The organism is Flavobacterium alvei (assembly GCF_002920895.1).
GTDB classification, from domain to species: domain Bacteria; phylum Bacteroidota; class Bacteroidia; order Flavobacteriales; family Flavobacteriaceae; genus Flavobacterium; species Flavobacterium alvei.
The window spans coordinates 105,012-129,594 of record NZ_PQVG01000002.1; the positions used below are offsets into that span (position 1 = coordinate 105,012).

Genomic DNA, 24,583 nt, shown 5'->3' on the forward strand with positions numbered 1-24,583 from the left:
GAACGTAGAACGTAGAACAAAAAAGATTGCTCCTCATAAAACAATCTATTTCTTCTTGGTTGCAAAATTTTGCATTATTTATATTTTTCAAGAATACCATTCAATAAATAAGTAAAATTATGCATCGGGAATTTATCATTGACGACTTCTCCTTTTTTATCAACCACAATATATCTTGGTATGCCATTGAATTTGAATAGTTGGCGTAAACGATTGTAATCATCTGAAGATAATCGATAAATGTTTTCTAGCTCTTGTTCTTTGACAAATTTATCATAAGATTCAGCTGGAGATTGGCTTTCATCAGTAATGAATACAAACTCAAAATCGGTATTGTCTTTATATTTCTTTCTCGTTTCTTTCATTTGTTTTATAGTGGCAACACAAGGTCCACAAGTTGTTGCCCAAAAATCAATAAATAGTATTTTCCCCTTATGCTTGTTTATAATATTTTTGAAAATATCGGTGGCTTTACCTTCTGGTAATTTATTTGAAAAAGCTGTCGCATTAATTTTTACTTTATGATTCAAGTTACCCTCCAAAGGACTGTTTTCAAAGGAGTTAATTGGAAATTGTTGGTTCACAATTCTTTCTCCTTCTTGTTTTAAAAATGGATTAGTAATATCTTTTTGCAATTCGTTCCAATAGTTATGGGCATTTTCAGCATTGCTTCTTTTTATATCAAAATCAAGTGCTCTTATTTTTATTATTTCGTAAACTAGGTTTTTTTCTAAATGAAATACGTTTTTAACAATTGAATCCTTTAATTGCCACTTTTCCATAGAAACTTTTTCTGATTGTAACTTGTTAAATGGTTCAACATATTTTTTGTTATAGGCCTTTAATCCGTTTTTGTAGGACTCACTTAATAGCTTTTCAAACTCTTGATAAGCTTCGTATGAATTAAAGGTCTTATTTTTTTGACTTTCTATTAATACTTTATCATTTTCTGTAACAACAATTTTCTCGTCTTCTAAATATTTCTCAAGAGTTTTTTCTGGTTTAAAGCTATTTTCAATTGGCTTAGGTTTTGGATAAACTAAGATTGGTTTAGAAAACTCAAATCGATTGACAAAAGTTGAAAACTCTTTTATTGTCAAAAGACTTTGGTCGTTAAGATTTATTTCTTTTAAAAAATCAAAATAATCATTTTCTACTGGTATTTTTAAAATTGGATTGATAGAATCTTCTTTTGCATAATAATCTCTATTGCTCACAAAATCAAATAGATGATTGGCGTGTTCTAAGTCTATTTTGTTTTTTAGTAAAACAGATGCTTTATCAGATATTGAATTGTTTTTTAGATAACTTGCTAAATTGTCTTTGCTCTTTTTATAGTCAATAGCTTCCTGTTCTTTGAATGCTTGAGGCGAAATTGTTTTTATTTTGTTAGTAAATGATTTATAGTCAAATGGGGTAGAATTATATCCAAGTAAGTCTTCATTTATTTTTGCTACCGGTCCTTTAAATGTTATGTTTTTGAAATTATGGCGTGTTTTTCGCATTCTATCGGCATACAAAAACTCATCCCAATCTAAAATCATCGCAATAGTCTGCTCTGGTTCAATATAAAAATTAATGACCTGTTTGTTCATAACCAAATAAGAATAAGTAGCATTTGTCAACGGAATATCGCCTTCGAAACGACCATCAGGATGAATTTCAATAACTACTGGGTAATCTTCTCTTGTAATTTCATTTCCTGCATATAGAATCCCTGTTTTGAAACCCAACCGAACATCGTAGCCCTTGATATATCCAATCAATCTGCCAGTTGTTTTGTTAAAGAACTGTGGAGAATTAAAACTTGACAATGGTTTTTTGGTTACTTTTTTAAGTTCATTATCCATCCATTTCGAAACAGATTCAGGTATTTCTTTAAATTTGGTTGACTTTGCAGTTCCTTCTATCAATGAAACTCCAAAAATTTCATTATTATAATCAATCTTTTTTACAGCTTCATTTATCGGAGGAAATAGTAGTACAATTGTTTTTTCTCCTGATTCAGGCATTGTTATCTTATCACCCAATTTGGCACCTTCAATACCAACTATATTTATTTTAGCTCCATTATCACATTGAATAAAAACATCTTTTTCAAACTGTACCCACCAATTTGGCAAGAAAATAGTATGAATATGTATTCTTGTTTCATTATCATTCCATTCAATTTTTGAAATATGTGTTATTCCACTGCTAGAAACTTCAAATGCTGGGTTTTCAATCACTCGTTGCCCAAATGTGTTTGAACTTAATAATGCTAAAAAGATAATTAATAGGGTTGTTTTCATAGTTAGTCGGTTAATTAAGGTTATCATCTACAATGGATTACTTCTTTTTGGTTGCAAAATTTTGAAATTTATATAGTAAAGAGAACATTGCATAGCGTTTGAGCACCGTGTTTTCTGAATCGATAACTGCCGTTGGCGTGATGTATCTTGAAGCGCTTTGGTTTTGGTCGAGTACATCATACACTTTAACTTTTAAACTGATGTCTTTTGTAAATTCATAGGACAAACTGATGTTCCAGAGGTAAAAATCTTTTTTGTAGCCTGGCGAAATATTCGAATTATAAGAGTAGCCAAAATCATTTCCAAAAATCCATTTTTTTGGCCATTTGCTGGTGGTTTCAATTTTGGCATTGTGAAATCTATTCGCACTTGAGGCTATCGAGCTATTATCATAAGTGGTGCTGTTGTAATTAAAAGTATAAGAAGGTCTAATAGTCAACAATTCGCCATAATCGTAAGACAATCTGAAACTGGGCGACAATCCTAATGTTTTGGCTTCAAACAATTGAATGTTGGTATATCCTTTATCTAAATAGTAATTAGCATACAAGCCTAAATCTAGTCCAAAAGAATGCGCTTCCTTTTTAAAGGTTTTCTGCCAATTTGCCCCTAAATAACTGGTGAATGTTCCTGCGATATTGGTGTAAGTGGTTATTTGTCTTCCATTTTTGTCATAGATAGAAGTGTTAATAATTTTATTGTCATTGTAAGTTGTGCCTGTGTATATATAATAACCTGAACGGGACTTATAGTCATAATCAGAAAAATTTAGGTTCAAATAATGCGATTTACCTGCTTCTAAATTAGGGTTTCCTGTATAACTATTCAGCGGATTGTCTATGTCTTGCACTGGCAAAAGTTGGTAGGCTTTGGGAATCGAAAATCTACGATCATAAAACAGATACAGTCCTTTGGTTTTTGAAAAACGATAACTTCCGTTTATGGTTGCGTCTGGAATGATGTAATTTTTTCTCAAATCGGTTACTGTTCCTGTATATAACGAATGATTGTCTAAAGTAATCATATATGTTCCGGTCGAAAATCTAAAATTGAATTTCTTTTTATTGATGCTAAAACCTGCTTTTGGAGCTATTTGAAATTTGGTAGAAGTGGTAAAACTACTATATAAATCATTCAAATCATTGTAAGAATCGGTAGTAGAATCTAAGTCGAAAGTTTTTTTGTCGTCAGTAGTTTTTTCCCAATCCGAAAGCAATTGTACATTTATGGTCAACGAATCCGTTACAGGTTCAGAATATTGTAAGTTGCCCGAATACAATTGCTTTTGATTTACAGTTTTAACATTTTGGTCGCGAATCACGTTTTTATCAGGATCTAAAATAATCAAGGTTGTTTGGTTCACAAACGAATTTGAATCGGAATTGGTATTGTCAGTCTTTACATTAGCCGTAAAATACCTTCCTTTTCTTTTCATTGTTTTAAAAAGTGAAATGTCGTTTACAAAATTGGTTTTATCGGTTTCATCTGCATTTGTTCCATCGGATTGATTGATCAATTGGTTGTCTTCATTCCAAGTTTTACTATCGTATTCCGAATGCGATTGGCTCAAACCTTTCACTATTTTAGGTCTGAACAATAATTTGGTCTTTGGATTGATTTCGTATTCAAAATTGAAATCGAAGTTATGATCCGTAGTTTCTCTATTCGACTCCGAATTAGATTCGGTTCTATTGGTTGTATCTGGTAACAAATTCAAAGCTGATGATTTGTTTTTATTTTCAGAATCCATATTGGTAAAATAGTAATTCCCGTTGCTTTTGTTTCCTTTAAACCATTCGTCGGCATAATTCAAACCTATCAAATTTGACTTGATGATGCCACTTCCTCCTCCTACTCTTGGTGCTCTAGAACCATTATTTCGTCCGCCACCCATATTGTCGAAAACCTCGTCCATCGAAAAGCCTGTGGCATTGATATTGTTGGCCGAACTCAAAAAGCTAATGCGTCTTTTGTCCTTGAAAGAACTCATCAAAGCACTTCCTTCATAGCGTTCATTGGTTCCGTAACCCGCCAAGAGTTTTCCGAAAAAACCTTTGTTTTTGTCTTTTTCAATCGTCAAATTAATACTTGATTTATCCGAAGTCGATGTTTGTTTGGTAAACTTTTCTTCTTCGGTTTTGGTGTCTGAAACTTGTACTTTTTTGATTATTTCGGCTGGTAAATTCTGGAGTGCCACTTTTCCGTCTTCGCCAAAAAAAGATTTTCCGTTGACCAATATTTGGTTTACTTCCTTACCATTGACCATAATTTTCTTGTCTGCATCAATCGTTACTCCAGGCAATTGTCGCAATAAAGCTTCTACATTGGCATCGGGACGCAATTTGAACGAAGCCGCATTAAACTCTAATGTATCTTTTTTGACTTTTACAGGCGGAGCCATTCCTTTGATCACTACTTCGTTGAGTTCATTTATTTTTTCGGTCAAATACAGTGAACCAAAATCCTTGTTGGCATTTATTTTTTCGATCTTTTGGGAGAATTCCTGATAACCTTCGGCAGCAATTTTCAGAATAAGATTTTCAAGTATTTTCTTGGTTTCTAATTTAAAACTTCCTTTGACATCGGAAATCGTATAATCAACCACCGAAGAATCTTTGGCACGAATCAAGTAAATCGTGGCCGATTCTATGGGAATTTGGGTTTTGTCTTTTAGGATTTTGCCAGTTAAAGAAATGTTGCCCTGTGCGAATGAAGAAAAGAAACATAATAAGGTAAAAAAGAAGCTGAAAATTACTTTCATATAATTTGTATTGGCTGTTGATAAAGGAAATAGGAATTCTTTGTAAGTTTTTAACCACTTCAAAATTAATGTTTGATTCAGAAAAAAATTACAATTAAAAGTTAAAAATTAGGTTTTAAATCAATTTTTTAAATCAACCATTTGAAGATAGCTTGATTTATCCACATCAAGGTTCAACTTTCCATCCATAGAAAATTTTACATCCGAGTCATTTTTTACCGTTCCTGAGATACTGTTTATTTTATTTTTTGATTTTAATTCCAGTTGACTTTTATCGAGTTCAACGACCATCGCATTTAGTTTCTCGCAATCAAAATTGATACGAGAGTTTTTAGCTATCAATTTGATATAATTTGAATTGTTGTTTTGGCAAACCAACTCGGCATCATTCATCTTGACAAAAAGGGAATCTACCTGATAACCCGACAGAAATACAAGTGAATTTTCTTTGGCAACAAAATGTTTTACATTTTCACAAAAAACATTAGCCATAAATTTGGCTCGAGGTAATTTGTTACGGTCTCGTTTAACCCCAAAAACAAAAAGAGTGTCATTTCGAACCACAAAAGAAGAAAATCGAGGTTGTTTTGTTTTAAAAAAACTTTGAACAATTTTTCTTTCGGAACCATTTATCAAATGAATTTGTGCATCAGATTCCGCAACTACAACTGAAAAAGGAGGAAGTGGTTTTACTTGTTCTATAAAATTATGGGTATCATAATATTCGACATAGTATTTGGATCCGATATATAATGCGATAATTCCACTAAAAAGGAAAATCAAAAAAGCGATAAATATTTTGTTAGATGTTTTCATTGTCGTTGTTTTTTATTAGAGATACTAATTCGGCTAAATCTGTGCTGTTCAATTGGAGCAATTTTACTTTCAGCAGAAAATCGGGTAAATCTTGACTGAAAAAATTGGCTTTTTCATTGGCTTTGATGAGTTCAAAAGCTTTTTCAGAGACAAAAAAACCGATGCCCCGCTTGTTGTCAAAAATACCGGATTCCTGCAAATTGGTGTAAGCACGCATCACTGTGTTGTGATTCACTTCGAATTCGGCAGCCAAATCCCGCACCGATGCTACCCTGTCACCTGCTTGCAACTGTCCTTCCAAAATTTGCTGGCAGAGATTGTCCACAATTTGCAGATAAATCCCTTTGGTTGATTTAAAATCCATATTAAACCTCCTTTTCTTTTAATTTGAAATAGGCTATTGCCAAAAAAAATAGCCAAGAAAATAGTGATAGTGATACCATAAATAATTCAATACTAGTTAAATGGCCTGTGACAACAAACTCATTCAATTTAGAATTAAAACCTTCGGTTTCTTTTGGATAAAAAATATGAGACAATACAACTGAAAAAGTAATTGAAGTCAATAAAATAACCACCGAAGCAATTATGGTTTTTACTAATGCATAGCGTTTGAAATAAGTAGCACCAGCAAAAAGATAAATCCCGTAAGAAAACAATCCAAAAACCATGAATACGATTTGCCATGTTTCCCATATTTTACCTTTATAATTGGTTATCAGAATAACATAATCAAAATAAGGAATTACAGCAGGATCAATTAATTGTTCTACAGAGTTTACCATTACAATTCCAGGAATTAAAGACGCTTTTGCCAAACGGATAGCAATCCAGAATATCCCCAACGCAATAGGAACAAAAAAGACAATTCTTATCAGAAACTGAAGCAGTAGTTTTTCGAGTGTCGAACCTGGATTCAGCAGATAATTGCTCGTTTTAATTTTGTCGGACAAATCAGGAAATGCGGTACCCATAACAACTCCCACAGCCATCATATAAATGGCAAAACACATTCCATAATAACCATTAATTTGACTTTCATTTAAAATCATACTAATCTTTACCGAGTTAAAAAACAGATAGCATAACACGTAGGTTATAAGCCCTAATCCAAGAATACCAAGAAGATACCTTGTTTTATTGATTAACAAATCTTGCTTCAATAAAAGAGTAAATCGTTTCAAATTAAAATAGTTGTTAAACGGCATGACTTTCAGATTTTAGGGTTACTTTATGGATGATGGCATTAAAAAGCAATTCGATGTCTATTTCGGTTTCTCCCTCTAGATTTGACGACAATATTATTCGATGTCCACCTATACATTTTTCTTGGTAAATAAGATTTTCGATGCCTGATAAACTAGCAACAGTCTTAAATTGCCATTGTTGACTGATATCCAAAACTGTTTCGTTATAAACTATTTTTCCTTCATCAAGAACTACTATTTTGTCAATTATGGTTTCAATGTCTTTCACTTGATGAGTCGAAATGAGAACCAATTGCTCGTCGGAAACCGAACTGACTAAAATTTTTCGGAATAAACTTTTAGACGGAATATCCAAACCATTTGTTGGCTCGTCCAGAATTAGCAAACTACAATTGGTAGCTAATGCAAAAGCAATCAAAAATTTTTTACGTTGCCCGTGAGAAAGTTTGTTCAGATTTTTTTTGGCATCCAATTCAAATTCCTTTAGAATATTGTTCATTTTTCCGTAATCGAATTTGGGATACAAAGGCGCAGTTGCCTTGATATAAACTCCAATAGTAATCGAAGGAAACGAAAACTCTTCGGAAACCATATAAATGTCTGCTAAGAAATTGGGATTTCTATCAAAGGGTTTATAACCATTAATGGATAATTCGCCCTGTTGTGGTTTTAGCAAACCCGAAATCAATTGAAGCAAAGTAGATTTTCCTGCTCCATTTTTACCCAACAAACCCACAATATTTCCGTTTTGCTGCTCGAAAGACAAATCCGTAAACAAAGCGTCTTGCTTTTTGTACTTAAAAGTTAAATTTTGAATTGTTATCATAGCCTGTTTTATTAGTGTACTAGTTTTGTAGTACACAAAGGAAAGGATATTTTTTTAATAAACAAGCAGTTGGAATAAAAAAAAATGAAAAAACTAATTTAATTAGCGAAATGCAAGGGTTTAGAAGGGTTTAGAGGATAAAAATCAATAATACTTATTTTATTTATTCATGTTATTTGTCACACTGGAAGTGTCTCTATTAAGTTGCTCTCGAAAGTTGAGACGCTTCCAGAGTGACAATTGGAGTAGTGTTTTCGATTTGTATAATTAGATAGTTATAAAATAAATTATAGTCAAATCATACAAAAAAAAACAAGACTAATCTGCCTTGGGGCGTCTCTATTAAAAAACACACTTAATTTAGTCTGCTTAATTTCACTCTTTCTCTAAACCAAAGAACGATTCCAAGTAATGAAATAAGAATCAAAAGATTGGGTTCACTCATTCGTTGCACTTCTTCTCCAAGGTCTAATGCTTTGTTGTTTGCCAAAACTTGTTCTTGTTTCTTTTTTAAAATTGCTTTTTGAGCTTCGTTTTCGACCACCAAATAAGAAGTAACAGGCATCATTACTTTAGAAATAAAACTATATTTTACCAAATTTAGCCATTCGTCATCTGAAATTTCAGGATGTAAGGCTTGAGAATACCATTTTCCTTGCATCATCAATGCAGATTGCCAATTTTTGGGTTTGATTTCATTGGTATCCAATTTAAAAATATCCTTTTTTAAAACAATACTTGCCTGATTATTATTGGGCAAATAAAAAGTCTGGTTACCCGTTTCATATTCCAAAACACTTTGATTAAAAGCTAATTTAGCACTATCCTTTATTTGATTATCTGGATTTGACACCAAAGAATGGGGTTGAAGTTCTCCATTTTGGGTAAGATTAAAAAAGAAATCGCTCTCTGGAAACGTACATTTCAAGTCTGAAAAATCTTTGTCTAAAACAGCTTTTTGTAGGCTATCTGTAACCACAATCAAAACAGGATATGTCGCTTTTTGTGTTTTATAGGTTTTGAATAATGCCGTTCTTACTGCTCTGTCTAAGTAGAATCCTCCTTCAAAAGTTTGATTTTTATAGGTTTGCTTCCAATCCTTATTAAATGAAATCGTTTTTACATAGCTGTTGACAAAAGATATTTTTGCATTTTGAGCTAAATTCGGATTGCTTATTAAGGCTTTTTCAATTCTATTAATAAATTGTGGTAAATATGTTCTTTTAGCTTTAGAAACATCAACTAAAAAATGAAAATAAGGCTTACGTTGAACCTTTTTTAATGACTGTTTTTGTTTAGAAGACACATAAATCACAGCATGATTAGTTTTAACTTCAGGAATGAAAGTTTCTACATCGTTGCCGAGTTTTAGAGTCTTATTATCAATTGTAAAAGTTATCGGTTCTTTATGTAAAATTTCGATTCCAGTTTTTCTAACTTCATTTTTTGCAAACGGAAAAACTCTAAAGGCGACTTTATTAGCCGATTGGTAATATAAAATACCCGGATCTTTGTTTTCGTTTCTGATATTGGAGAAAACCCACATTGCCGATTTTTTCTCTGCCAAAATTCCCATTTCTTTTTTCTTTCCTACAAACAAATAGTAATCGCTTATCCAAGCGCCCTCAGGCAAATCAATGGTTGTGGCATATTCTGAAAACCAAGTGTTTTCGCTAGTATTGGTGATTTCTACATCAATCCAGCTTTTCCAAGCATTCTGTTTTTTGTCAAAAGTACTTTTCGTTGCAATATTTGTAATCTTTACGTTCTCATTTTGAATTCTGTCCCGATTTACTTGAAATGAAGTTGTTCCAAAAAACACGTTTTCAATAGTATTAATTTTTGCATCCGAAACCGTTAGATTATTTAAAACTAACCAATTGAAATAGGCCGACAAATAAGGAGTTTGAGTACCAAAAATAAAATCTCCGTTTCGGTCTTTTTGTTTCTTGATAGCATTGAGTGTTACTTTCAAAGAACCTTTATCAATAGCATACGATTTTGAAAAGTTTGGGCTATACAAATAATTTAGTGTTTGGTCTAAAACAATTTTGTCCTTGAGATAGGAGATGCTTATCAAAAGTGGAAGTGTCAAAAAACACAAAAAAGAAGTTGTCCAAATGGCTCTTTTAGAAAAATAACTTTTTAGAAAACTAAAATCTTTAGAGAGTTCATTAATATGCAACACAAAAATCAGCAGTGGAGTTAACATTAAAAAACCTGTGCCAATGGCAATTATTGCCACAACTGAAATAGGTAAAAACGGAAGAAAAACAAGAAAAAAATAGAAGGTATAGGCAAATGTTAGACTTCTTCCAAGGAAAAGAAATACTCTGTACATTTTATTTTCAAGGTTTGGCAAACAAAGAAAAACACCATTGAAAAAGGCTAAGACATAAAACCAATAATGAGTAAAGTTTCCAAAAATTCCCGAATCAGTTGTTTCAAACTTATTGAATAGAATTCCGTTGTTTATTGCTAAACCTAGTAATGGTAGTACAATTGTAATTGGTATTTTCCAAGCCAATTGGTATTTCTGCCAAACAGTAGCTTTTTTGATCGCAAGAACATAAACAGCTCGAATAATAAAAAACAGAAAAAGTAAAGTTCCAACAATAATAAGAATTAGTAAACTGTGAATTCCAAAAATACCGCTATTTAGTCTCCAAAGTGGTAAAACAATTTGAGAAAATAAATAGCCAGCTAAAGGAATAATAAATGCTATCAAAAAATTATTCCACGATTGATGTTCTTTAGCGTCAGATGTAAAATGATAAACCAATACAAATAATGAATACGCTAGTGTGGGCATCAAAAATGTACCAACATACACTATTATGTTTCCAGACATCATCCATTGCGGAATACTATTAGGAAATATATCATCAATGTGATAACCATATATATAAAGGAATGGTATATAAAGCAACAAAGCTGCTACCCCATACCAAACGGATACACTTTGTTTTTTAATGGTTAGATACAAAGCGTATGCGAAATTTAGGAATCCTAAAATTCCTAAAGTCAAACCAAAGGTTTTCCAGAAATATAAATTTTCATCCTTTAATAAACTCTTAATAATATTGAATTCTCCAGCAAAAAGAAAAAACAACACAACAATTGGCAATGTGTTGATGATAAAAATCCATTTGGGATTAAGTACGTTTTTCATAGTTAGTGTTGTTTTTAAAAAATCGTTCTAATAAGTAATAACCTAGAAGTAAAAAGGATAAATTTGTTATGATTCCAATAGTTTCGTGAACTACTAATTGAGCGTTTTGGGGCAAAAATTGATTTGTTTGATGCTGCAAAACAATGGAAGCAAATATTCTGGACACATTCACAAAAATTGTCATTAGGTAAGCTGACACCAATGCTATCGGAGTTATCAAGGTTTTGCACAAAGGATTCCTAACATATTTTAAACCCAAAATACAAATCATAGAGAAGCATAAAAGCAAAAAATTGAAACCTGAACACGATTTTTCAATAACAACATTTAAGTTTCGATAATAGAACCCTTTATCAGCAAAATAAACCGATTTCGAACTTGTTAATAAACCAACCAATTTGTCGGTTGGTTTAAGTAAAAAAAATAAGTCGTTAGTGTTGGCAATTGTATAGCCAAATTTCAATACGATAAAAAGTCCTATGGCTGTCAGATAATAAAATATGTTTCTATTTGCTATCATATATTTTTTATATGGTAATACGAAAATTTCGAAAAACTAAATATTACTTATTTTTGCTTAACATCTCATAATACAAAGCCTTAGACAAGAATGATTTTTCTTTATAGTCTTCAATATTTTCCTCACGACTCACTTCTTTATCTTCCCCATCTAAATGCTGCAATAGAAAATAATTTCTTCGAGCTTCATCATTAAAATTTAGTTTGCTTAAAAACATAGGCTCTACACCTTTGTTAACCGAAATATTATAAGTAGTAACCAGATTGCCCCAATTGACGTAACTGCACAAAAGTATTGTTCCATAAAAATACCAAACCATTCGATTGAATAAATAAGCATTTGCTTTTTGTTTTGTGATTTTTAAAAAGGTAAAAAACAAACCTATAATGGCCAAAACCAAAAACGCATAAACCCCTAACCTTTTGTAAGTTAATCCAAAGAAAGAAACGTATTCAGAATTTTTAATAAGAGTACAAATTATTAGAATTCCGTTCAATAAAATCCAAATTTTAGATAATTTCTTAAGTCCATTTGCCTTTTCATCAAAATTAAAACCTCCTTTGAAGTAAAACATAATTACACCAACAGCCATCACAATCGAGAAAATTACCGCATTGACTCTTTCGTGAGTAGCAGCACTCAATTTTGATTTTTCGACTACTTCAAAAAATTGCTCGTAATTATAAGTCACGATAAAAACCAAAATCAAAACATTTAAAAGAAACAATGTGATCTCCCCGCTTTTTCGTTCGAAATCAATATCTAAGAACGAAAAAGTCCTATCATTCCTGATTGCATTTTCATCTTGAAAATCATTAGCTAACAGCGAATTCTTTTCATAAAAGACCTCTGGAACCCAATAATTCCAAAAAGTAAACGAGATATAAAATCCCAAAAGAGTAATTAAAATGAGCTGCCAAATATTCAAATCTAAAGTGTAATCTGTAAATAGAGAAGAAAAATGATCACTTCCGAAGGCGTAAACTGTAAAAAACAAAGTCACAAAAACCGTTGGAATAACGAAATAAGCGATTAGTTTCTTGGCAAAATTGCTTTTAACTTCTCGTTTCGGAAGCCATTGGCTAAACATCAGCATACGACCTAAAGATGTGATTCCGTTTATAAAAGCAATCGGAAAAACTTGCAGTATTTTAAGTTCTTTTTCTTGCGTTTTGAATTGTAAAAAACAGACTGACAAGGCTAAAGCCAAAAAAGACACGAAATCACCATACCAAGCAAATGAAATACAAGAAAGTATTGAGGTCACCACAAGAACCAAATGCGTCCGACTCGTGAATCGGTCTTGAAAAAAATAGCAGATGAATCCCGTTAGGACTAATCCAAAAATAGACATATTCAGTCCTACTGATTGATCGTAAAAAAGCAGTGTAAAAATCAAACTGCACACAAAAATGAATTGATGTTTTTTCATAATTTAAAATTTAAAAGTACTTTGTATTTCAAAGTGAAAGGTTAAAAAAAAGGGTTATTTAGTTTTGAATAATTTTTCTAAGCTGTTGAGATGTGAGACAAATGAAACTCTTCCTAAATTAGTCACACGGTAAGATGTTTTGGGTTTTTTGCCCACAAATTCTTTTTTAATTTCGATATAATCGCCCTTCTCCAATGCCGAAGAATGACTCGCTAAATTGCCATCAGTAATATTCAATAGTGCTTTCATTTCGGTAAAATCAACCCAATCATTGACCATCAGAATAGACATAATACCTAATCGGACACGGCTTTCAAAATCTTTATTTAGTTTATCGATAATTCCCATTCGGATGGATTATTTATATTTTTTGAAAACTAGTATTCCGTACAAAATATGCAAAACACCAAATCCCATAATCCAAAATAGCAAACCGTAGCCTAAGAAGAAAAGCGAAATACATCCTAATATTAATTCGCAAAATCCCAAATATTTAATATCCGAAAAAGTATATTTCTCAGCATTAACCAATGCTAAACCATAAAACAACAAAGTAGCTGGAGCGATCAAAACATAGATTTGATGATACAAAAGTGCCAAACAAAACACACCACCAACACTTAAAGGAATAGCCAAATTAAATAGCATGTTCTTCGTAGCCGAAGTCCAAATCGGCAAATTGTACTTTCTACTTTTTCGAATAGTAAAAAAGATTCCAAAGGTCAACGCAAAAAATAAAATTATCAAAGCTATCCAAACCAATTCTGAAACCAAATTGCCAGAATAGATTTTGTGCTCACCGTCAAAATAATCAAGTCCATTGGCTTTAAACAATAGATACACATACAATCCGCCAATCAAGGCAGATAAACCTGCAAATACTCCTGAGAGTCCGCTTAATGAAATAAATCTGGAAGAACGTTCCATCATAGAACGAATGTGTGATAAATCTTCTTGATGCTTCTGATTCATATTTAAAGTACTTTGTAATGCAAAGTTAATTTATATTTTGAATTGACAAACAAATAATTAAAAAAAAATTATGGAAAAGTTTTAAAACAACAAAGCCTATTCGGTTGAATAGGCTTGTTTATTGGCTTAAAGTAAAAATAATTTATTTTCTACTTCTAATTTTTCTAGCTAAAAGTGTATTTTTCAACAACATTGCAATGGTCATTGGTCCTACTCCACCCGGAACTGGCGTGATGAAAGACGACTTTGGACTCACGCTTGCAAAATCAACATCCCCTTTAATCGCGTAGCCTTTTGGATTGGAAGCATCCTCAACACGAGTAATTCCCACGTCAACAATAACCACACCCTCTTTGACCATATCTCCTTTTAAAAATTCAGGAACTCCCAATGCTGTAACAATGATGTCTGCATTTTTGGTAAATTCTTCCAAGTTTTTGGTACGGCTATGAGTCAAAGTGACGGTTGAATCTCCAGGATATCCTTTGCGACTCAACAAAATACTCATTGGTCGTCCTACAATGTGACTGCGCCCAATAACCACGGTATGTTTTCCAGCAGTTTCTACTTTATAACGCTCTAATAATTCCATTATCCCAAAAGGAGTGGCTGGTAAAAACGTTTCCATATCCAAAGCCATTTTTCCAAAATTGGCAGGATGAAAACCATCTACATCTTTGTCAGGATCAATAGCCATTAGTATTTTTTGCTCATCGATGTGTTTGGGTAAAGGCAATTGAACGATATAACCATCTAAATCATCATCTTCGTTGAGTTCTTTGATTTTATCTAACAATTCCTCTTCAGAAATATTTTCTGGTAAAGCCACCAAGGTAGATTCAAAACCAATTTGCTGACACGATTTTACTTTGCTCCCCACATAAGTCAAACTGGCACCGTTTGTACCCACAATAACTGCTGCTAAATGAGGTACTTTTTGCCCATCGGCCTTCATTCTTTGTACTTCGGCAGCGATTTCGTTTTTAATATCTTCCGATGTTTTTTTTCCGTCTAGTAGTTGCATTTTTTCTAGCTTTAGGCTTTAAGCTTTAGGCTTTAAGCTGCATTATTACTGTATTTTTTTAACTTAATTATCTCATTCCTGGCATTCCACCTGGCATTCCCTTCATATTCCCCATCATTTTCATCATATTCTTTCCGCCTGGGCCTTGCATCATTTTCATCATTTTGCTCATTTGATCAAACTGTTTCATCAACTGATTCACTTGTTCGATTTTTGTTCCTGAACCTTTGGCAATTCTAGCTTTTCTTTTAACGTCAATAATAGCAGGTTTTGATCTTTCGATTGGAGTCATCGAATGGATAATAGCTTCAATATGTTTGAAGGCATCGTCTTCAATTTCTACATCTTTCATCGCTTTTGAAGCTCCTGGTATCATTCCAACCAAGTCTTTCATATTACCCATTTTCTTTACTTGCTGAATTTGGGAAAGGAAATCATCAAAACCAAATTCATTTTTGGCGATTTTCTTTTGGATTTTTCTGGCTTCTTCTTCGTCATAATGCTCTTGTGCTTTTTCAACCAAAGACACCACATCTCCCATTCCGAGAATACGTTCAGCCATACGTTCTGGATAGAACACGTCGATGGCATCCATTTTTTCGCCAGTTCCTACGAATTTAATTGGTTTATTGACAACTGTTTTAATCGAAATGGCAGCTCCACCACGAGTATCACCATCTAATTTGGTTAAAACAACTCCGTCAAAATTTAGAATATCATTGAAGGCTTTTGCAGTATTTACTGCATCTTGTCCTGTCATCGAATCAACTACAAACAAAGTTTCGTGAGGTTTGATCGCTTGATGAACATTCGAAATTTCGGTCATCATCGCCTCATCAACAGCCAAACGACCAGCAGTATCGATAATCACAACATTCAATCCTTGATGTTTTGCAAAACTGATGGCGTTTTGGGCAATAATCACTGGATTTGTATTATCGGGTTCTGAATATACATCAATTCCTAATGACTCTCCAACTACGTGCAATTGTTTTATAGCCGCTGGACGATAAATATCACAAGCCACCAAAAGTGGTTTTTTATTTTTCTTAGTTTTAAGATAATTAGCTAATTTTCCAGAAAAAGTAGTTTTTCCAGAACCTTGCAAACCTGACATTAAGATAACGGTTGGATTTCCAGAAAGATTGATTCCAGACACATCTCCGCCCATTAATTCAGTTAGTTCGTCTTTGACTAACTTTACCAATAATTGTCCCGGTTGAAGGGTTGTCAAAACATTTTGACCAATGGCTTTATCCTTTACTTTGGTAGTAAAATCTTTGGCAATCTTAAAGTTGACATCGGCATCCAATAAAGCACGACGAACTTCTTTTAGGGTTTCGGCAACGTTTACTTCGGTTATTTTTCCGTGCCCTTTTAATATATGAAAGGCTTTGTCTAATTTATCGCTTAAATTATCGAACATAATGGTAATTGTCTTTTATTGAGCTGCAAATATAAACTAAAGTTATAAAGTCACAAAGTTACCAACTTGTAAAATACAGCGTATCTTAAAAAAAATAAACCAGTCAATAGACTGGCTTTATTCTTCAATTTATTTATTTAGATTATATTTTTTCTAAATAAAGGTAACTAGCAATATTATTGCTATCTGTATCTCTAAAACGCAACTGTGAATTATTAAATTCGAATACTTTCCAATCTTCGTCCAGTTTTTCTAATACAGGTGCATCCAATTTTATTTTAAACTCCCGAACCCCATTGTCTAATTTAGACGACCAAGTTCCATAATAGGTAACTCCCGATTTTGTGGCAATAACTTTATAGTAAGAATTAAAAACAAAAGTATAGCCATTATAATCCGAGGTTTTTCCGCTTTCGTGAGAATAATAAGAAATTTTCCAAGTATTGGTTGTAAGTATTTGAATAAAATTCAAATTAGCATTTACATTATCTGGACAAGTATCAATAGCGTGTTTGATTGCATTTTCAAATTGTGAATTGTTGGCAATAGAGATAGGAACACTATTATTATCAGATATTGAAATAGGATATTTTAAGGCTATAAACTGGCTTTCGTTTAAATTATTTATAAAACTAAAAAAAGAGGAATCGCTTTCTATTTTTACTGAACTTGCAATTTGATTAGCACTATTATAAATATCAATTGTTATCGGATAATTGATATTTACGCAATTAATTTTAGACAATAAATCAGGGTATTTTGACCAATAAGACAACAATGATTCAAATTCAGTTTGATTTGTAATAACTTTTTCAACATAATTATAGTAAATCATTGTTACAGGAAAAGTTATTTTGACAATATCATTATCATTCGTATAGGCATTGATGTTGTCCAATACTTTTTGATAATCGGCAGCGGTGTTTATTGAAATAGTTGCGTAATTAACTGTAACTTTATAAGGCAATTTTATGGTACAATAACTCGATTTGTCAATAATATTATCTTGAATAGTTTGCACCATCGCAACTCTTTGCAGGTAAGACGTAATTGGAGAAGATTTTGTAATTGTTTCCTGTGTATTATAAACCTGTTCTTCTATTTCACTTTGACAAGAGAAGAGAAGAAACAAACTGACTAGAGACAAATAGAGTAACTGTTTTTTAAAACTTAACATGGTAGTTTTTTAATCAAATGTAATAAAATTCAAATTTAAAGATTTCTTTTTACAATTTATGCATTTGTTATAAGTGCAATATTCATTCAACAACTTCAAAAATAAGTTCGTTATTTTTAACCCAAAACATTAATTTTCTAATCAAAAATATTGTGTCAAAAAACTGATTTTAAATTTTCTAAGCAAACATTAAGCTTGGTCAGACCTCTATAAAACAATTTAGTTTACTTTTACCCTACTTATTGAAAAATAAATATATTTGCAAAGCCCAAACTGTATTTTATAAAAATGTCAAACTACTTAAAATCAAATACTTGTGATGAAATTGTTTTTTCATCTTTTTTTAAAACCCATGCAAAATCTTTGCGAAATTTCCTTTTTTACAAATTTGGCAACAAGGATCAAGCCGAAGATTTAACCCAAGAAGCATTTATAAAACTTTGGCAAAACTGCGCATCTGTTCCTGTCGAAAAAGCTAAATCTTATATTTACACCATTGCCAACAATAGTTCGTTAAACGAAATTAAGCATAAAAAAGTAGTTTTGGAGTATGAGAATAATTTTACTGGGGCGGATAAAACCAATGAAAACCCTGAATTTATTTTAGAAGAAAAGCAGTTTAAAAATAAGCTTCTAAAAGCAATTGAAGACTTAAACGAGACCCAAAGAGTCGCTTTTTTGATGCACCGAATTGACCAAAAAAAATACAGTGAAATTGCCGAAGAATTAAATATTAGTGTTAAAGCAGTCGAAAAACGGATACACTTGGCATTAGTCGAATTAAGAAAAACAATTGATTTTAAGTAGGGTAAAAACAGTGTTGCTTGTTCTATTCATAATAAGATTAAAAATATGGAAAAAAATTACATCTTAACGAAATGGCTCAATGATGAATTGACTGATGCGGAATTAGCAGAATTTAAAGCCGATCCTGATTTTGAAAAATACGAAAAAATAAAAAATTATTCTGCTCAACTAAAAGTCACCGATTTTGATGAAGCAAAAGTTTTAAAAAACATTCTTCAGCATAAAAAAACAACACCTAAAGTGATTCCGTTGTACAAAAATTGGATTTTTAGAGTGGCTGCAATTTTAGTGATAGCATTAGGAATAACATTTACGGTTCAAAATTTTTCGAGTGAAACTCAATTGGCGCTCAATGGAGCTAGAACTACTTTTTCGCTTCCTGATCATTCAGAAGTAGTTTTGAACGCTGGTTCAGAAATTGAATATAAAAAATGGAATTGGGACAATAACAGAAACCTGCAATTAAAAGGTGAAGCCTACTTTAAAGTAGCAAAAGGTGAAAAATTTGAAGTAAAGACTACTCTAGGAAAAGTAACAGTTCTTGGAACTCAATTCAATGTAAAAGCCAGAAAAAATCGTTTTGACATTACTTGTTTTGAAGGAAGAGTAAAAGTCAATTACAAAGACAAAGAAATTATTTTGACACCCGGAAAAAGTGTGGCTTTCGAAAACGGGAAACAAATCAACTTGTTGGTGGACAATCAAAAACCAGAATGGCTAGAAAACAAAATTGCTTTTAGTAAAGAAAATTTACGCAACATATTAGATGAAATTCAAAGACAGTACAACCTAACTATCGAGGTTCAAGCAGATTATCCAAGTGAATTGTTTACCGGAAAAATCCCGCTCAACAACCTTGATGTCGCTCTAGAAATTATTGCAACAACGTATCATTTAGAACCAAATAAAATTAGCCCAAATAAAATAATTTTTGAAGGAAAATAAATGTTTTTTATAAAACGTAATTGTGTTTTGTTTTTTTGCTTTGTTTTTGCCTTGAATCTAAAAGCTCAGGACGGAAGCAAAGCAATTGCATTAAAAACAATCCTGCAATCTATTGAAAAACAACACCATGTTTATTTCAATTATATAGAAAACGAAATTGTTGTTATTAAAATTGAACCACCCAAAAGATCATTATCATTGAATGATAAGATTGTCTATCTCGAAAAAAAAACCAATCTTTTATTCGATAAAGTCGATTCACAGTTCATCACGATTTCTTCAAAAAAAGAAGTCGAACTCATTTGTGGTTACGTATTTTCGAAAAATGACAACTTACCCCAAGAAAGTGCCAACATTCAAATCCTAAATGGCAGTCATACTACCACCGATAAAAAGGGCTATTTTGAAATTAAAAAAGAAAATGCAACTGAAATAGAAATAAGCCATGTTGGTTTTAGATCTCAAAAAATTGCTGTAGCCAATTTAAAGAATAAAAATTGTCTCAAAATTTTTCTGGAACTTGATGTGTTAGAACTTGACAATGTGATGGCCAACCATTATTTAGCTTCTGGAATTTCAAAAACTACAGAAGGAACATTTGTGGTAAAACCCAAAAAGCTTGGAATATTACCCGGCTTAATTGAACCCGACGTATTGCAAACTATGCTACAAATTCCGGGAATCTACACCGCTGACGAGAGTTTATCAAGCATCAATGTTAGAGGTGGAACTCACGACCAAAACCTATTCTTATGGAATGGAATAAAAATGTACCAAACGGGACATTTTTTTGGTTTAATATCGGCATTCAATCCTAATTTGCCTAGTACGGTTTCTATTTCAAAAAATGGAAGTTCAGCTTTTTATGGCGAAAGTGTTTCGAGTGTAGTGGATATTTCTTCTGATCCAAATAAGTTCGAAAAACCACAATTTAGTGCTGGAATTAATATGATTAATGCTGATATTTATTCTAAATTTAACATCAATAAAAATGGTTTTTTAGAAATTGCTGCAAGAAAATCTATTACTGATTTAATAAAAACTCCCACTTATACCAAATACTATAACAAGGCTTTTCAAAACACAACCGTTTCTGATTTTGCCACCAAACAAAATATAGATTACCAGAATGATGAGAAGTTTAATTTTTATGACATTACGCTTAAATATTCCCAAAAAATAGGAGAAAAAGACCATCTAATTTTAGATCTCATTGCCATTAATGACCAACTCGATGTGAATCAAAAAGCAACGATTAATGAAATTGTTCAATCTGAAAACAACCGTTTATATCAAAAAAATCACGGAGCAAATCTTTTGTGGAAACGAAACTGGAACACTAACAATAGTAGTAAAATCAGCGTTTTTAGTTCCTCATACGAGCTAGATGCAGAGAAAAATAAAATTCAGGACAACCAAATTGTAAAACAAGAAAACACACTATTAGACAATGGTCTAAAAATCGAAAACAACCACAGCATCACTTCCAAATTTTCTTTTAATAATGGCTACCAGTTTAACGAAATTGGCTCTACGAATCTCGACCAAGTCAATACTCCAGCATTTTACCGAAAAATCAAAGAAGTTTTGCGCACGCACGCACTCATAGTGGAAGGAAAATACAACGATACACTTTCTAAAATATATTTGAATGTTGGAATGCGTCTAAACTATATTGAAAAATTCAAAAAATATTTGTTTGAGCCGAGATTACAATTCAATTATGGAATTTCAAGCAGCTTGAGTTTGGAAATATTGGGAGAATTTAAAAGCCAAAACTGCTTTCAGGTTATAGATCTTCAAGGCGATTATTTTGGTGTTGAAAAACGACGTTGGATTCTATCAAACAACAGTACAGTTCCCATCCAGAAAAGCAAACAAGCCTCGATTGGGCTTTCTTACAACAAGAACAATTGGTTGATTACTTTAGATAATTTTTATAAAAAAGTAACTGGAATCAACAGTTCGGGGCAAGGGTTTCAAAACCAATTGGAGTTTGCCAAAATAAATGGCGACTATGAAGTTTTTGGTTCTGAAATACTGGTTCAAAAGAAAATAAATCATTTCATCACTTGGTTGAGCTATGCCTATAATGACAACAATTACAACTTTCCAGGCATTGAACAAACTGAATTTTCGAACAATTTTGAATTGAATAATGTGGTGTCTTGGGCTGGAACTTATGATATAGGCAATCTAAAAATAGCATTAGGGTCAAAATGGTATTCTGGAAGACCTGAAACTACTCCAATAGGAATTGACTATAGCGATTCTTTAAATCCTACAATCGAATACAACACTCCCAACAATAAAAATCTTGAGAATTTTTTTCAAGTTAACTTTTCGACAACATACAGATGGGAAAGTTCAAATAATACTCAATATAAACTGGGATTATCTATAATAAACGTTTTCAACAAACAAAATGAAATTAGCGAATATTACAGGATTAATACCCATACCAACTCTATTGAAGATGTAAAAGCCTACTCGCTTGAACGAACTCCTAATTTGAGCTTTAGAGTGATTTTTTAATCCCAACTTTTTAAAAAGAATCATTCGTTTTCCCATAAAAAAAACTGCCTCGAACTAAGAGACAGTTTCTTTTTTAATGCTATTTTCACTATAAAAAGCAAAATACCTTTTCTAGTTAGTCCATATTTTACTTTTAATCACCCCATTGTGACAGCTGTTGCAAGCGCCAGTTTCAATAGGAGTTGACATAGAATACGTTGAAGTGGCTCCTGTAACTGAAGGATACAAACCTCCTGTAAAATCGATAGCTGAAGTGGTATAAAAGTTTCCTTTGGCATCTACTTGAATCGTATATTTCAATATTCCTGTTTCATTTGGACCTGTATAAAGTTTTACAGTAGCATTCGAATTGGTAGCCGTCAATGCTTCGTTATATACCGTTCCAGCAACTTTCCAAGCAGGAGCTTCTCCTCCTCCAGGCTTGTGACAATTCATACAGTTTTGCCCCATATTATGACTTTCAGTACTCCCAGATTTACTATCTGTTATTGAGCCATATTCATTTTCTGTACATGACTGCATTGTAGTAAGCATTAGCATTAATGCAAAAAGCGTAATTGTTTTTTGTTTCATTTTATTGTTTTTAATTATTAATTATTGAAATTATTTTTTGCTATAAAACATAATAAGCAGCAATCAACATACTTTGTATTACTGCTTATTTTTCATCTATTTTAATTAGTTAGCCCAAATTCTGGAAGTCCCTGAACCTCCCGTATGGCAACTGTTGCAAGCTCCATTTGTTATAGGGGAACCCATATATTTTGTGGTCGTTGCTCCAGTAATTGCTGGATATAAGCCTCCCGTAAAATCAACCGAATTGGCAGAATATAGATTTCCAAGTGCATCGCTATTTAGTATATATTTTAAAGTCCCTGTTCCGTTTGGCCCTGTATAAAATTTAATAACCAAATTTTTGGCAATTGAAGACCCAGCAGAACTAGTATAAACCGTCCCTCCAATTACCCATACTCCTTTACTACCTGCCGAAGTCCCGGGGGTATGACAACTCATACAATTTTTCCCTGCATTATGGCTTTTTGTTGAGCCAGAAGAACTACCTGTAAGCGTTATTGCATTTGTAACTGGTGGAGTTGGGTTAACAGTAATAGTATAAGAAGAAGGAGTTCCTTTAAGTCCGTTGACCGTTGGAGTAACCGTAATTGTAGCTACAATAGCTACGGTTCCTGTATTTGTTGCCGTAAAAGAAGGCACATTTCCAGTACCACTTGCGGCTAAACCAATAGCTGTATTTGAATTGGTCCAAGCAAATGTTCCGCCAGCTGGTGTACTAACAAAACTCGATGCAGGCACAATCCCTTTATTGATAACCGTACTGTTTACTGGAACTGTAACTGTTGGTGTCGTAGAACTAGGTGTTGACGGTGTTACTGTAATTGTGTAATAAGAAGGCGTGCCCACAGTTCCACTCAAGGTTGGTGTAACTGTAATGGTTGCTACTAGAGCTGTAGTTCCAGTATTTGTTGCCGTAAAAGAAGGAACATTTCCAGAACCACTGGCAGCCAAGCCTATAGCAGAATTAGAATTTGTCCAAGTGAATGTAGCTCCAGTTGGGGTACTTACAAAATTAGTTGCAGCCACACTACTTCCTTTAACAACTTCAAAATTTGCAGGAACGCTAACTGTTGAAACAGTTGGTGTTGGTGTTGGAGTAATTTCCTCATAGGGATTTGAAACGGTGCAAGATTGCAAAAAAAGTACACTAATAATTGCAGAAATTGTGATTACTTGTTTGATTTTCATTGTTTTTTTTAGATTAAGTTTTTAAATTATTTATGGAACAAGTAATTTTCTTTCAACATACTATTTTTTAAGGTTTCTATACTAAAAACATCCTTAGCGCAAACTACCCTACTTAAATTAAATAATTTTTAGAATTACTGATTTATAACAAACAGGAAAAACTTAAACTGTAGTTTTCCTTTGTTATCCAAAACAAAATTTTAATCCAACTCTATTTTGGATTCATAGAAAAGATTAAAACAATTGATTACTATTTTAAAGTCAGTTGAAAATCAGCTAGATAAAATAGAATAGTATTCTTATATTAATAATTTCACTATTCACTTTGTCGATAATTATTACCCTTAATAGATTGTTTTTAATAAACTTTTGAATTTTTAGGTAGGGTATTCCCTTTTAGAAATGTTTTAATAACAATTAGAGTCAAATAGAGACTTCATTTGTCTTTAAAAACCAAAACCTAAAATCAATAATTATGAACAAAAAATTTAGAATTATTCTTTTTTCAATCGCAGTGGTTGGAATTCTGTCCTTCACGGGATACAATTATATTATGCACGGTGGAGCAAGAAATTTATCTTCAGAAGAAACGGCTTATACGGTTTCCTCAAAAAGCATTGCTAATGAATTTGCTACCAATATTGAAATGTCAAATAAAAAATATCTTGAAAAAGCAATCGCTATCAAAGGAACCATTACCAAAATAACTGGTACCGAAGTGATTATTGATAATTCTATTATTTGCAATTTAAAAGAATTAGACCCTTCTATAACTAAAGACCAAGTCATTACTCTAAAAGGTAGAGTTGTAGGTTATGACGACTTAATGGGCGAGTTAAAATTGGATCAATGTTTTAAAGCTTCTTAAATACAGTTCAAATCAATTAAAATCAAAACAACTAAATTA

At 32.3% G+C, this 24,583-nt stretch carries 20 protein-coding genes; 4 read left to right on the forward strand and 16 right to left on the reverse strand.

All coding sequences use genetic code 11. The annotated features are described in order from the left end of the window. Positions 1-74: 74 nt before the first annotated feature. The 14 genes from C3L50_RS03525 to C3L50_RS03590 form a co-directional block, all read right to left on the reverse strand. Positions 75-2,291, reverse strand: coding sequence for a TlpA family protein disulfide reductase (locus tag C3L50_RS03525; RefSeq protein ID WP_165783965.1), 2,217 nt, complete (start codon positions 2,289-2,291; stop codon positions 75-77). Positions 2,292-2,328: 37 nt separating this feature from the next. Next, positions 2,329-5,115: a TonB-dependent receptor gene (locus C3L50_RS03530; RefSeq protein WP_243400330.1), complete on the reverse strand. Its 2,787-nt coding sequence runs from the start codon at positions 5,113-5,115 to the stop codon at positions 2,329-2,331. Positions 5,116-5,172: 57 nt separating this feature from the next. Continuing rightward, positions 5,173-5,868, reverse strand: a complete 696-nt coding sequence (locus tag C3L50_RS03535) for a hypothetical protein (protein ID WP_103804767.1) — start codon at positions 5,866-5,868, stop codon at positions 5,173-5,175. Beyond that, positions 5,855-6,232 carry a GntR family transcriptional regulator gene (locus C3L50_RS03540; protein ID WP_103804768.1) on the reverse strand — a complete coding sequence of 126 codons (378 nt, stop codon included), beginning with the start codon at positions 6,230-6,232 and terminating at the stop codon, positions 5,855-5,857. Before C3L50_RS03540 ends, C3L50_RS03535 begins: the two co-directional genes overlap by 14 nt. 1 nt (position 6,233) lies before the next feature. Then, positions 6,234-7,076 (reverse strand): hypothetical protein, encoded by an 843-nt coding sequence (locus tag C3L50_RS03545; RefSeq protein ID WP_133158842.1) that lies wholly within the window; start codon positions 7,074-7,076, stop codon positions 6,234-6,236. Next, positions 7,066-7,902 (reverse strand): ABC transporter ATP-binding protein, encoded by an 837-nt coding sequence (locus C3L50_RS03550; protein ID WP_103804770.1) that lies wholly within the window; start codon positions 7,900-7,902, stop codon positions 7,066-7,068. Before C3L50_RS03550 ends, C3L50_RS03545 begins: the two co-directional genes overlap by 11 nt. 355 nt (positions 7,903-8,257) lie before the next feature. Beyond that, positions 8,258-11,074, reverse strand: coding sequence for an MSEP-CTERM sorting domain-containing protein (locus C3L50_RS03555; RefSeq protein ID WP_103804771.1), 2,817 nt, complete (start codon positions 11,072-11,074; stop codon positions 8,258-8,260). Beyond that, complete coding sequence (gene xrtK, locus C3L50_RS03560; protein WP_103804772.1) at positions 11,058-11,594, reverse strand: exosortase K; 537 nt, start codon at positions 11,592-11,594, stop codon at positions 11,058-11,060. Before xrtK ends, C3L50_RS03555 begins: the two co-directional genes overlap by 17 nt. Positions 11,595-11,637: 43 nt before the next feature. After that, on the reverse strand, positions 11,638-13,026 hold the full coding sequence (locus C3L50_RS03565) for a DUF4153 domain-containing protein (protein ID WP_103804773.1): 1,389 nt from the start codon (positions 13,024-13,026) through the stop codon (positions 11,638-11,640). A 54-nt stretch (positions 13,027-13,080) separates the two neighbouring features. After that, on the reverse strand, positions 13,081-13,374 hold the full coding sequence (locus C3L50_RS03570; protein WP_103804774.1) for a winged helix-turn-helix domain-containing protein: 294 nt from the start codon (positions 13,372-13,374) through the stop codon (positions 13,081-13,083). 9 nt (positions 13,375-13,383) lie between these two features. Then, positions 13,384-13,998: a hypothetical protein gene (locus C3L50_RS03575; protein WP_103804775.1), complete on the reverse strand. Its 615-nt coding sequence runs from the start codon at positions 13,996-13,998 to the stop codon at positions 13,384-13,386. A 142-nt stretch (positions 13,999-14,140) separates the two neighbouring features. Further along, the gene (locus C3L50_RS03580; protein WP_103804776.1) at positions 14,141-15,022 is read right to left on the reverse strand and encodes a bifunctional 5,10-methylenetetrahydrofolate dehydrogenase/5,10-methenyltetrahydrofolate cyclohydrolase; all 882 of its coding nucleotides are present in this window, start codon (positions 15,020-15,022) and stop codon (positions 14,141-14,143) included. A 67-nt stretch (positions 15,023-15,089) separates the two neighbouring features. Next, positions 15,090-16,448: a signal recognition particle protein gene (ffh, locus tag C3L50_RS03585; RefSeq protein WP_103804777.1), complete on the reverse strand. Its 1,359-nt coding sequence runs from the start codon at positions 16,446-16,448 to the stop codon at positions 15,090-15,092. 142 nt (positions 16,449-16,590) lie between these two features. After that, complete coding sequence (locus C3L50_RS03590) at positions 16,591-17,625, reverse strand: hypothetical protein (protein ID WP_103804778.1); 1,035 nt, start codon at positions 17,623-17,625, stop codon at positions 16,591-16,593. 288 nt (positions 17,626-17,913) lie between these two features. Between C3L50_RS03590 and C3L50_RS03595 the strand changes: the two genes are divergently transcribed. The 3 genes from C3L50_RS03595 to C3L50_RS03605 are packed head-to-tail and all read left to right on the forward strand — an operon-like array spanning position 17,914 to position 21,912. Beyond that, a complete protein-coding gene (locus C3L50_RS03595; RefSeq protein WP_103804779.1) occupies positions 17,914-18,432 on the forward strand; it encodes an RNA polymerase sigma factor in 519 nt (172 codons plus the stop codon). A gap of 45 nt (positions 18,433-18,477) precedes the next feature. After that, positions 18,478-19,377, forward strand: a complete 900-nt coding sequence (locus tag C3L50_RS03600; protein ID WP_103804780.1) for a FecR family protein — start codon at positions 18,478-18,480, stop codon at positions 19,375-19,377. Next, on the forward strand, positions 19,378-21,912 hold the full coding sequence (locus C3L50_RS03605) for a TonB-dependent receptor (RefSeq protein ID WP_103804781.1): 2,535 nt from the start codon (positions 19,378-19,380) through the stop codon (positions 21,910-21,912). A gap of 111 nt (positions 21,913-22,023) precedes the next feature. Here C3L50_RS03605 and C3L50_RS03610 read toward each other — a convergent pair whose 3' ends face one another. Together C3L50_RS03610 and C3L50_RS03615 are read right to left on the reverse strand one after the other, a co-directional pair. After that, positions 22,024-22,485, reverse strand: a complete 462-nt coding sequence (locus C3L50_RS03610) for a hypothetical protein (RefSeq protein ID WP_133158843.1) — start codon at positions 22,483-22,485, stop codon at positions 22,024-22,026. Positions 22,486-22,590: 105 nt separating this feature from the next. Further along, positions 22,591-23,676 (reverse strand): hypothetical protein, encoded by a 1,086-nt coding sequence (locus C3L50_RS03615; RefSeq protein ID WP_103804783.1) that lies wholly within the window; start codon positions 23,674-23,676, stop codon positions 22,591-22,593. 475 nt (positions 23,677-24,151) lie between these two features. Here C3L50_RS03615 and C3L50_RS03620 point away from each other — a divergent pair, with 475 nt between their 5' ends. Next, a complete protein-coding gene (locus C3L50_RS03620; protein ID WP_103804784.1) occupies positions 24,152-24,544 on the forward strand; it encodes an OB-fold protein in 393 nt (130 codons plus the stop codon). Positions 24,545-24,583: the final 39 nt, after the last annotated feature.

Excerpts from the sequence above, each read along its gene's own strand:
- C3L50_RS03565 (WP_103804773.1), bottom strand. The coding sequence starts at position 13,026 with ATGAAAAAACATCAATTCATTTTTGTGTGCAGTTTGATTTTTACACTG.
- C3L50_RS03550 (WP_103804770.1), bottom strand. The coding sequence starts at position 7,902 with ATGATAACAATTCAAAATTTAACTTTTAAGTACAAAAAGCAAGACGCT.
- C3L50_RS03620 (WP_103804784.1), top strand. The coding sequence starts at position 24,152 with ATGAACAAAAAATTTAGAATTATTCTTTTTTCAATCGCAGTGGTTGGA.
- C3L50_RS03580 (WP_103804776.1), bottom strand. The coding sequence starts at position 15,022 with ATGCAACTACTAGACGGAAAAAAAACATCGGAAGATATTAAAAACGAA.
- C3L50_RS03555 (WP_103804771.1), bottom strand. The coding sequence starts at position 11,074 with ATGAAAAACGTACTTAATCCCAAATGGATTTTTATCATCAACACATTG.
- C3L50_RS03545 (WP_133158842.1), bottom strand. The coding sequence starts at position 7,076 with ATGCCGTTTAACAACTATTTTAATTTGAAACGATTTACTCTTTTATTG.
- C3L50_RS03570 (WP_103804774.1), bottom strand. The coding sequence starts at position 13,374 with ATGGGAATTATCGATAAACTAAATAAAGATTTTGAAAGCCGTGTCCGA.
- C3L50_RS03590 (WP_103804778.1), bottom strand. The coding sequence starts at position 17,625 with ATGTTAAGTTTTAAAAAACAGTTACTCTATTTGTCTCTAGTCAGTTTG.
- C3L50_RS03575 (WP_103804775.1), bottom strand. The coding sequence starts at position 13,998 with ATGAATCAGAAGCATCAAGAAGATTTATCACACATTCGTTCTATGATG.
- xrtK (WP_103804772.1), bottom strand. The coding sequence starts at position 11,594 with ATGATAGCAAATAGAAACATATTTTATTATCTGACAGCCATAGGACTT.
- C3L50_RS03595 (WP_103804779.1), top strand. The coding sequence starts at position 17,914 with ATGTCAAACTACTTAAAATCAAATACTTGTGATGAAATTGTTTTTTCA.
- C3L50_RS03525 (WP_165783965.1), bottom strand. The coding sequence starts at position 2,291 with ATGAAAACAACCCTATTAATTATCTTTTTAGCATTATTAAGTTCAAAC.
- C3L50_RS03610 (WP_133158843.1), bottom strand. The coding sequence starts at position 22,485 with ATGAAACAAAAAACAATTACGCTTTTTGCATTAATGCTAATGCTTACT.
- C3L50_RS03535 (WP_103804767.1), bottom strand. The coding sequence starts at position 5,868 with ATGAAAACATCTAACAAAATATTTATCGCTTTTTTGATTTTCCTTTTT.
- ffh (WP_103804777.1), bottom strand. The coding sequence starts at position 16,448 with ATGTTCGATAATTTAAGCGATAAATTAGACAAAGCCTTTCATATATTA.
- C3L50_RS03540 (WP_103804768.1), bottom strand. The coding sequence starts at position 6,232 with ATGGATTTTAAATCAACCAAAGGGATTTATCTGCAAATTGTGGACAAT.
- C3L50_RS03615 (WP_103804783.1), bottom strand. The coding sequence starts at position 23,676 with ATGAAAATCAAACAAGTAATCACAATTTCTGCAATTATTAGTGTACTT.
- C3L50_RS03600 (WP_103804780.1), top strand. The coding sequence starts at position 18,478 with ATGGAAAAAAATTACATCTTAACGAAATGGCTCAATGATGAATTGACT.
- C3L50_RS03605 (WP_103804781.1), top strand. The coding sequence starts at position 19,378 with ATGTTTTTTATAAAACGTAATTGTGTTTTGTTTTTTTGCTTTGTTTTT.